This is a genomic window from Pseudomonas sp. ARP3 (assembly GCF_001029595.1).
Classification (GTDB): domain Bacteria; phylum Pseudomonadota; class Gammaproteobacteria; order Pseudomonadales; family Pseudomonadaceae; genus Aquipseudomonas; species Aquipseudomonas rhodesiae.
In genome coordinates this window covers 1-8,215 of sequence record NZ_LEKF01000048.1, presented here as the reverse complement: position 1 = coordinate 8,215, position 8,215 = coordinate 1, and the positions used below count along the sequence as shown (strand labels likewise).

Annotated in this window: 8 protein-coding genes; 2 read left to right on the top strand and 6 right to left on the bottom strand. The window is 53.0% G+C overall.

Annotation, left to right across the window (positions count from 1 at the left end):
* Together ABX75_RS27765 and ABX75_RS27760 are read right to left on the bottom strand one after the other, a co-directional pair.
* Positions 1 to 805 (bottom strand): ribonucleotide-diphosphate reductase subunit beta (locus tag ABX75_RS27765; protein WP_047883116.1); only part of this gene is annotated, 805 nt, incomplete at its 3' end.
* A 292-nt stretch (positions 806 to 1,097) separates the two neighbouring features.
* Positions 1,098 to 2,516, bottom strand: coding sequence for a PLP-dependent aminotransferase family protein (locus ABX75_RS27760; protein ID WP_047883115.1), 1,419 nt, complete (start codon positions 2,514 to 2,516; stop codon positions 1,098 to 1,100).
* A gap of 254 nt (positions 2,517 to 2,770) precedes the next feature.
* Here ABX75_RS27760 and ABX75_RS27755 point away from each other — a divergent pair, with 254 nt between their 5' ends.
* A complete protein-coding gene (locus ABX75_RS27755) occupies positions 2,771 to 3,403 on the top strand; it encodes a LysE family translocator (protein WP_034097191.1) in 633 nt (210 codons plus the stop codon).
* Positions 3,404 to 3,483: 80 nt separating this feature from the next.
* A complete protein-coding gene (locus tag ABX75_RS27750) occupies positions 3,484 to 4,542 on the top strand; it encodes a diguanylate cyclase (protein ID WP_047883114.1) in 1,059 nt (352 codons plus the stop codon).
* 259 nt (positions 4,543 to 4,801) lie between these two features.
* On the opposite strand, the gene ABX75_RS28905 is transcribed toward ABX75_RS27750, so the two are convergent.
* From ABX75_RS28905 to ABX75_RS27730, 4 genes are all read right to left on the bottom strand, one after another.
* Entirely contained in the window at positions 4,802 to 5,152 is a 351-nt protein-coding gene (locus ABX75_RS28905) for a hypothetical protein (RefSeq protein ID WP_177329716.1), read from the bottom strand.
* 546 nt (positions 5,153 to 5,698) lie between these two features.
* A complete protein-coding gene (locus tag ABX75_RS27740; RefSeq protein WP_144419336.1) occupies positions 5,699 to 6,340 on the bottom strand; it encodes a hypothetical protein in 642 nt (213 codons plus the stop codon).
* A 173-nt stretch (positions 6,341 to 6,513) separates the two neighbouring features.
* Positions 6,514 to 7,146 carry a hypothetical protein gene (locus tag ABX75_RS27735; protein WP_047883111.1) on the bottom strand — a complete coding sequence of 211 codons (633 nt, stop codon included), beginning with the start codon at positions 7,144 to 7,146 and terminating at the stop codon, positions 6,514 to 6,516.
* A 2-nt stretch (positions 7,147 to 7,148) separates the two neighbouring features.
* The coding region (locus ABX75_RS27730; protein ID WP_047883110.1) for an RHS repeat-associated core domain-containing protein at positions 7,149 to 8,215 on the bottom strand (1,067 nt) is incomplete at its 5' end.

The window sequence follows — 8,215 nt, the reverse complement described above, 5'->3', positions numbered from 1 at the left end:
AGCCGCAATAGAAGAAGATGCCTTCCAGTACGCAGTAGTAGGCGACCAGGTTGCGCAGCAGTTCTTTGTCGGTGTCGACGGTGCCGGTTTCGAACTTCGGATCGGAGATCGAACGGGTGTACTTCAGTCCCCAGGCGGCTTTCTTCGCCACCGATGGGATCTCGTGGTACATGTTGAAGATCTCGCCTTCATCCATGGCCAACGATTCGATGCAGTACTGGTAGGCGTGGGTGTGGATCGCTTCTTCGAAGGCCTGGCGCAGGATGTACTGGCGGCACTCCGGGTTGGTGATCAGGCGGTACACGGCCAGCACCAGGTTGTTGGCGACCAACGAATCGGCAGTGGAGAAGAAGCCCAGGTTACGCATGACGATGCGGCGTTCGTCGTCGGTAAGGCCTTCGGGGTTTTTCCACAGAGCGATGTCGGCGGTCATGTTGACCTCTTGCGGCATCCAGTGGTTGGCGCAGCCGTCGAGGTATTTCTGCCAGGCCCAGTCGTACTTGAAGGGCACCAGTTGGTTGAGGTCGGCGCGGCAGTTGATCATGCGCTTTTCGTCGACAGCGACGCGGGCGGAGGCGCCTTCGAGTTCGGCGAGGCCTTCGGCGATGTCGAGTTTGTCCAGGGCGGCTTTGGCGCGCACGATGGCGGCGGAGTCATTGGCGGTGACGGCGCGGGCTTCAATGGCGGCGGCGGCGCCGGCACCGTCGAGGCGGTCCATGTTGGCTTCGGTGGCGTGGCCGGCGTTGGCGCCTTTGATCACCGCTGGGCCGGTGTCTTCGTTGTCGACTTCATCCCAACTCAGCATCGAAATATTCCTTCCTGGTCTGGTCTGACGGGGGTGGGCCCGTCCAAAAATTAGATGATTTGCAGGCTTCAAGGCATTGAAATACTGCGCAGAGTGTGGTCGGTGAACACCGATGTCGCACACTATGTAGTGGTCGGTTTTGTTTGTGGGCACACTATATGGTGTGTAACAGGCTTGGTCAAACTCGCCAGGCAGGATACGTCGTCGCATGCTTGTAAAGGGCTGGGCGCATCGCCTGACGGCTGCACGAGGACACGGCCAAGCAAAAAATCGACGTATAGCCTAGGCCGCATCAGTCGCCAGACTTGCCGGCACCCTCACGCAGCAGGGCTTCGAAGACACGCTGCACGCGCGGGTCGTCGCTGTGGGCCACATTAAAGCGCATCGAATCGCGATGGATCGGGTCGTAGCCGAATAACGCCCCCGGCGCCAGCACCATGCTGCGTTTCAACGCCTCCTGGGCCAGTAGTTCGCCGTTTACCCCCGGCGGTAGGCGCGCCCAGATAAACATGCCGCCTTCGTAGGCCATCGGCAGTTCACAACCACAACGCCTGAGCCATTGCTCCACGCGACCACCGGCCTCCATCAGCCGTTGCACCATGCGTTTGCGGTGCTTGGCGTAGCTGCCTTCGCTGAGCATGCGGTAGACGATCTGCTCGAACAGCTCCGAGGTCACGCCGCCGCTCATCAACTTCATATTGGTCAAGTTGGCCGCCAATTGCGGCGCGGCCACCACGTAGCTGACGCGGGTGTTGGCGCTGAGGATCTTGGAAAACCCCGACAGGTAAGTCACCTGCTCAAGACCGGCGAGGCTGGCCAGGCGTGGTGGTGGGTTGGGGTGCAGGTCGCCGTAGAGGTCATCCTCGACAATATGGCAGTGGTAATGCTGGGTCAGCTGCAGCAGGCGGAACGCTTGGCTCGGGCTGAACGAATGGCCGGTGGGGTTATGCAGCACGCTGGTGGTCAGGTACAGGTTGGGACGGTGTTCGGCCAGCAGCTGTTCCAGAGCGGTAAAGTCGAAACCGTCCGGGCGACGCTGGATGGTCACCACCTTGACCCCATGCAGCGCCAAATTGGCGTGGAAGTTGAAATAACACGGGGCATCCAGCAACACCGTATCGCCGGGGCGCGCCAGCAGGCGCATAAGCATGTCCAAGCCTTGCACGGTGTTAGGGGTGGTGATGATTTGCTCCACCGGCACCGACAATCCGTCACCGTGCAACTTGTGTTGCAGGGCCTGGCGCAGCGGTAGTAGACCGGCTGGCGTACCCAGCCCGGCGATGCGCAGCGACGGCGCGCGCACCACGCTGCGCATGGCCTGGCGGAGCGCGTCGCTGTTCAACCACGCTTCGGGCAAATGGCCGCCGCCGGGGCGCAGGTCGCCGTCGGTGGTCACCAGCGGGCGACGCAAGACGCTGAGCAGGTCCTGGGGCAGTAGGTCGACCCAGGTCGACGACGCTGGCCGCGTGCTGCCCATCGCCACAAAGTAGCCGCGGCCCTGGCTGGAGGTCAGCAGGTTGCGGCCGCGCAGACGGTCGAGGGCTTCGTTGAGGGTGAATTTGCTGACGCTCAGGGTCTGGGTCAACTCGCGCACCGATGGCAATTTGCTACCCGGTGCCCATTCGCCGTTTTCAATAGCCTGGCTGAACGCTTCGACAATCTGCTGCACCTTCGGCGTGCCGTCCACAAAGGCGATGGCGGATACAAACATTAACCTTCCTTGTCTTTGCTGGTGCTTTTACCGGTGAAGTGAGGCCGGATTAGGCATCACTTTACCTGCCTGGTGCAACGTAGCTCCTCTAGACTGCCGGCCACCTCGCTTGGATACGGCGATTTTCCCTGCAAGTGAGCAATGGATTCCGCGTTTCTTATGACGACTTATATGTGCGCATCCAGAAACCGCTGAGAGTCGAAGAGGGGGCTCAAGGCCAAGACAGTCGACTCTCCTACCCAAGGACCAGGATCATGACAACCTCATTAACGCTCTCCTCGTTTCTCTACTTTCTGTTGTTTTGTGCCACCATGACCTTCAGCCCTGGCCCCATGACCCTGCTCTTGCTGAGCCTGGGCTTGAAGGACGGCCTGCGCAGTTCGATCCCGGCGCAGATCGGCGCCAGTGTGTCGTACCTGATTTCGATCCTGATCTTTGCCGTGGGCTTCTCGGAACTGATCAAGGGCAATCTGGCCATTACTCAGACCGTCCAGTTTGTCGGCGTCGCCTACATCCTGTACCTGGCCTACAAACAGTGGACCAGCAACGGCGTGTCGATCGACAGGGCAGGAGCCGTGGAAGGTTCGCGCAGCCTGTTTGGCAAAGGCTTGCTGACTGGGTTTTCCAACCCCAAGACCATCATTATGTTCAGCGCGGTGTTCCCGCAGTTCGCCGGGGCCGGGGAGCACAGCTCGGCGGCGGACATCGCCATCCTCGGGCTGACCTTTCTGCTGCTGCAATTCGCCAGCGGCTGCTTGTATTGCTACTTCGGTCAGCGCATCAAGCATGTGCTGGAAAACCCCCAGCGCCGCGTGTTGTTGCAGCGCGCCACGGCGGTGCTGCTGTTGGGGGTCGCATTAATGCTTGCGCGGGGTTTTTCCCACTGAGCAACGCCTTTATCGGTCGTGGTGGCAATTTGCCGCCGCCCTGATAGACTCGATGCATTCCTCCAGGATTGACCCCCGCCATGCCCAGCGTCGGAGGAAAAGGACTTCCGCTCGCCATACGCCTCTACAAAACCCGTGCCTTGGGATTGGCCTTGGGCGTGGTGTGCGTGGTTTTTGCCATGTCCCCCCTGGAGCCTCCGCCGTGGATATGGGCCTGGATGCTGATCAACGCGTTTGTCTGGCCCCATGTATCGTTTCAACTGACCAAACGCGCCAGCCAGACCCTTCACAGCGAGCGCCGCCATCTGCTGTTCGACTCGTTCTGCGGAGGCTTTTGGGTCGCCGCCATGCATTTCAATCCGCTGCCCAGTGTCACCGTGCTGTCGATGATGTCCATGAACAACGTATCCATTGGCGGGCCGCGCTTTGTGTTGGCCGGCTGGCTGGCGCAGGCGCTGGGTGTCGCCATCGGGTGGTGGTGGGTGGCGCCGGGTTTTATCGCCATGACCAGCCAGACCCAGCTATATGCCTGCCTGCCGATCCTGATGCTGTACCCGTTGGTGCTCGGCTGGATCTGCTATCGCCAGGCCCAGAACCTGTCCCGCCACAAGCGCGAACTGTTGGCCCTGAGCCGTACTGACAGCTTGTCCGGGCTGCTCAACCACGGCGCGTGGAAAGATCAGTTGGAGAACGAGTTCCAGCGCTGTCGCGATGGACAGCAGGGCGCGGTGATTGCCTTGATCGACATCGATCACTTCAAACTCATCAATGACACCTACGGCCACGTGACCGGCGACATCGTGTTATGTCAGCTCAGCAAGGTACTGCGCCAGAACCTGCGCAGCACCGACCAAGCGGGGCGATATGGCGGCGATGAATTCTGCGTGATCTTGTCGGACATGCCGCTCAACCGCGCCACGCAAGCTATGGATACGCTGCGTGATCGCTTCAATGCGCTGACCTACGACCAAAACCCCACCCTGCGCGCCAGCCTGAGCATTGGCCTGGCGCCTTACCAACCGGGGCATGCCGATTCCATCAGTTGGCTCAACGACGCCGACCTAGCGTTGTACCAGGCCAAAAGCGGCGGGCGTAACCGCGTCAGCGCAGCGCAGGGGAGTTGGTTGCGGTCGGTTTAGTGGGGGTGAGAGTGGGGTGAAAAAGCAGCGCTACGCTGGCGCTCATTCCCTACGAATGAGCGCCGTAGGTTAACTCGAAACTTGAGCCTGTCGTTGTGGTGAGCAGGCTTGCCCTGCGTTGCGCTGCGTAGCAGCCCCAAACACAGACAGCACCGACACACCTGAAATACCCAACCGTCCGGGCCGGCCGCTGCGCGGCCCAGCGCGGGCAAGCTCGCTGACCACAGGGGCGGGGTAGTCAGTGAGGTAGTGGGTGTTCTTACCCTGTTGATGGGGCTTCTCGGCTGGCTTTTTGGAGGTCGTATTTCCAGCCTTGAGTTGCCAGCCTGTAAATATCCTCAAAAAAGCCTCTTGGGTTTTCCATATCGCTCCAGCCCCAAGGCAGTGTGCAGTAAAAACCAGGTACCTGGCGCAATACTGTCGAAAAATCATAGCTATCATCGCTCAGTGCAGTGTTTAACAGATCGACTAAAGATCTTCGGTGCCGATAATTCAAGTCTGTGTTTTTTTTGTCTATGATGTACTTTTTACTTATCCGCTCTCTTGTTGTGGCTTCGTTTAGGCAGGTGAATTGCATTCTATGAGTTTTGAATTGGGTGCTTAACTGCATAAATATTCCTCGTGGTGGGTTATATTTTTTTGATTGTCATAAATTAAGATTTTTTGACTCGTGCTCTTTGATTTCCTCGTTATATTTTATTAGGCAGTCTAGAAGTACTTTCATAAAATTTCTTTTGTCAAATATCTCGTCGTCAAAATATGTGTCGAAATTATGAAAAACTGATTCAAAAGATTCGTCGGTCCTCAGAAAGTAGTCAATGGTATCTATATGCCACTTACGCTCTAAGTATCCATAGGATGCGAATTCGGGTTTGGTTAGTTCATCAAATAGCTCTGAAAGTTCTTTTTCATCATTTACATTTTTTGATGTAATAAAATTCTCTCTTTCATGATCGTCTAGATTTTCAATGTTGTATGTGAAAAGAAGACTGCGCAAAATTGAGAGTCTGGGCTTATGTCTCATATCAAAATTCCGTATAAGCGGGAACGGGACGTTGGCGCAATGCCTCACATACTTAAGTCAGAAGTTATATAGGGTGCTTTTTGCGTGTCAGTTGCACTCGTATTGGAGAGCGTATAAATCGAAGTGGTGGTCCTATTTGGTGTTTATGTGAAAGTGGACATCTTCAATGCGTATTTTTTTAAATCGCATTTTAGAAGCTTCTATAATTTTTTGATTTTCGATGTTTGTATGGTAAATGAATTGAGCTGCGGCATGTGTTTCAGCTTCGTAAAACCTACATATCAGTATGTCGGTTTGAGATTCAAAGAATGAGCTGATTTTTTCCGCAGTAATATGCTTTTCAAATATGGTCATTTCTGACCAGAGATCCTCAATGGCAATTTCTTTTTTTTGAATAATTAAAATGACGTTGTGCGAGCCTTCAAAGATCTGATTGTCTATTTTTTTGGGGTTGTTAGGGAGATTTTTGATTGTTGAGTAGATATTGCTATTTTCATTTTTTTTAAAAAAGTCTTGGTCTTGAATTGTTTTGATCGTATTTTTTTTAAATAGATACTCTTCGGTTTTTGAATTGAATTCAGCCGGCTGCGCTGAATGCCATTCTCTTTTAATTGACCAGTCCTCTGGCAGTTGCTCTACCACCGAGCACCATGATCTCCAAGCGCTTTCGAAATTATGGCTTAACAATGTCGTAGTGGTGAATCTGGCGTCATTTGTTGGGTGTGCACTTTCCCATGGCCTTACTCCATATTCATTTATATATACAGTCGTCATTTTTGGCTCTTGAAGTAAGGGTGTGAATTGTCACCGATTTTTAAAGGTAGCTTTGTTTAGGTAGATGAGGTTGATTTTATGAGCTATGAGTTGGGTGCTTTAATTGCATAGCTATTCCTGGTGGGTTTTTATCTTTTCGATTGTTATGGATTAAATTTTTTTGCTTGTATTGGTTAACTATGGAGGTACGCATAAACGTCATTCTGAGAAATCTCTTCAATTTTCATCTCTGTAATAATTTTGTTTAAAAGAGGTAAGTGCTCTGAGTGGCATATTGCTTGAGCTGCGCCATATGTTTCTGTGTCGTAAAATCTAAAGGAGATAGAGCTTTTTTCGCTAAGTATTAGTTTGAAGTCGTCAGTGTTTGAGATGTCTGTAAGATTACATAGTTGCTGCCACAAGTTTTCTAGATTTACGCTGTTTTTTTGCATTATTGTAATGGAGGTTCGATAATCGGTCATGCACATATGGTCTATGCAAAAGGGATCAGTATTTAATTGTACTATCTTGGAGTAAATTCCTGTTAGCTCATTTTTTCTAAAAATATCGCCTGCTTTCGCTTTTTTGGAAAACTCTTTTTTTGATACGTACTCTTGAGTCTTATTGAGGTAAGGGGTTAGCCTTGTGTGCCAGTGAACGAGGGTATTGAATTTTTTTGTAAGCGGCGAACTGAACTCGCACCAGGTTTTCCAGGCACCTTCGTAATTCTGATTAAGTAAAGTTATTGTTATATAGTTTTCATCGTTGCACCCATGCGGCTGGTCCCATGGATGGATGCCTATTTCTCTAATGAACACTGATTTCATATCTATCTCTTGAAGTAAGAATGGTTGTCCGTGTTGTTTTTCAATGGTATCTTTTTGTCTTTTATGCTGATTTCTGTATTGAAATGTGGCCCGAGATTACCTTTTTTATGGCCGAGAGAGTGTTCGTGTATCTCAATTTTACGCTCGTTTAACTCAAATACATAAACTCGACCCTCAGTGTATTGATCTTGATCTTTGATTTTTACTTTATATGTTTTGGTGGGATGTTGCTGTCTTGGTACGTTACCTATTAATTTTGCTCTTTTAAATGCACCATTTCTGTATAGCTTACTATCCGCACCTTTTGGTAGTTTTGGCTCGCCTTCATTTAACTTGACACGCTGTTCCGGCTTGTCAGCATTGCGCTTCGGTTGACAATCGGTACCAGGACATGAGTTTAGCCCCAGCGGATCTACCCACCCCATAGGGTTAGGCACATACCGATACCCATTGATCCCACCCGCCAACTTCACCGGATCCGGCGTGAGGTAGCGACCAGTATCCGGATTGTAGTAGCGATGGCGGTTGTAGTGCAGGCCGCTTTCTTCGTCGAAGTATTGTCCCTGGAAACGCAGCGGATTATCGATTTTGCCTACGTCGAGGCGGGCGATTTCGCCGTAGGCGCGGTAGTGGGCGGACCAGACGATTTCGCCATCCGGGGCTGTGAGTTCTTGCGGCGTGCCGAGGTGGTCGAGTTGGTAGTGGTAGGGCTGTGTTTCTTTTGGACCGAAGCCTTCTAAAAGCGCCAGCGGCCGAAAGCTGTCGGGTTCGTAGAGGTAGCTGCGGTGGCGGCCCGCTTGGTGTTCGGCGATAAGTGTGTCGCCTTGCCAGAAAAATTCGGTGGTGATGCCGTCGACGGTTTTGCTGATACGTCGGCCGAACGGGTCATAGCGGTAACGGGCGGTTTGGCCGTTGGGCCGGGTGATTTCGATCAGCCGGTGTTGGCTGTCATAGCGGTATTCGGTGACGAGTTGCTGGCCTTTGCCGCGGCGTTCCTGGGTCAGGTTGCCGAAGGCGTCGTAGGTGTAGTGGCGGTCGCCCTGGATCAGCAGGCGGTTGCCGGCGACGA